Here is a 1,123-nt window from a genome sequence, read left to right as displayed (position 1 = left end):
ATTGCACAACACGAGCATATTGCTTTGAGTTTCCCTCATATTTTTTTAATAGTGTCACGGCCTCCTCAAATGCCCTTTGGGGATTGGTTTTCAGAAGACCGAAGCCATGATCTATATCGTGATATGTCTGTACACGAGAGTGAGCCGGATAGTACCGGGAATGCCTTTGCGAAAGCTGGCGCTGCTCAGAGTGACCTGCACGCTCTGGATATCGAGAACCATGAGTACTGGAGGTATAGGGCCTATACCTACTGGAGCCGCTTTGCCTGCGAGGAGGAGGCACCTGTCGGTCATGGCGTCCTCTCCTATAGTGTGGCGATGTGTTCATACTCTGAATAAACCTTTAATAGCCGTTATGCCAAGGGGGTGTTAAACCAATGCTTTGTATGGATGGTGGTGAGGGAACAAAGGTTCAGAATGTGTCAGGATCACAAACGGGAATGTTTGAGGTATACGGCGATCAAGACACCGTTAGACATCGCCCTGTTCACACGGAGATTCTCCAGTCATAAGAGCTAACAACTTTCGTTCCTTTACCCTCCAGAAGTCGTCTTTCTTCAGTTCTTGCCGATGGGGTTCGAGGTCATTGGCCAGACCAAAGAATAGTTCCGACGTATATTTGAACTCTTGCTCTTTTGCCTCTTTGATACCCAGTGCTTGCAGATTGGATTGCGGCCAGACGGATAAAAGGCGAAAGCAGTGAGCCAGTTGGCTCAGGCAGGATGCACTGGTTCTCTCACTGCCCTCCACAGCAAGAGCAGCCCAATGCAGCGCTTTCCCCAGCAGAGTGGCATGTGAGGGCAATATGTCCTCAGCCTCCGTTAATTCCCGGAAGTAACGGATGCTAAAACATAAACAGGTTTCGAACCCTGCAAACAACTGTTTGTCGAGTTGCAACCTATCAAACTGCACCCACTCTCCCGTACCAATAAAAACAGATGCAAGACCCAATTCGATATCTTTGTCCCCACAGGGAGTGTTCTCCTGTCCTCCGGCCGCTCTGGTGCGCAGCCGGGTAAAGATGCCCCGGGCTGCTCCCAGGTTGGCTATGCCCCCCATGGTCTGGAGATGTCTACCCAGAGCCACTTCAATCTCCTTGTCATTACAAGGGGTGTCCGGCTGT

Annotated in this window: 2 protein-coding genes; one reads left to right on the top strand and one right to left on the bottom strand. The window is 50.5% G+C overall.

Annotated elements, in window-relative coordinates; all coding sequences use genetic code 11:
• The coding region (locus E1189_RS24620; RefSeq protein WP_230459927.1) for a hypothetical protein at window positions 1–339 on the top strand (339 nt) is incomplete at its 5' end.
• Window positions 340–471: 132 nt separating this feature from the next.
• On the opposite strand, the gene E1189_RS22685 is transcribed toward E1189_RS24620, so the two are convergent.
• The coding region (locus E1189_RS22685) for a hypothetical protein (RefSeq protein ID WP_196220940.1) at window positions 472–1,123 on the bottom strand (652 nt) is incomplete at its 5' end.

The organism is Parendozoicomonas verongulae (assembly GCF_009711465.1).
GTDB classification, from domain to species: domain Bacteria; phylum Pseudomonadota; class Gammaproteobacteria; order Pseudomonadales; family Endozoicomonadaceae; genus Sansalvadorimonas; species Sansalvadorimonas verongulae.
The sequence above is the reverse complement of the archived record's forward strand: the minus strand, read 5'-3'. Positions and strand labels throughout refer to the sequence as shown.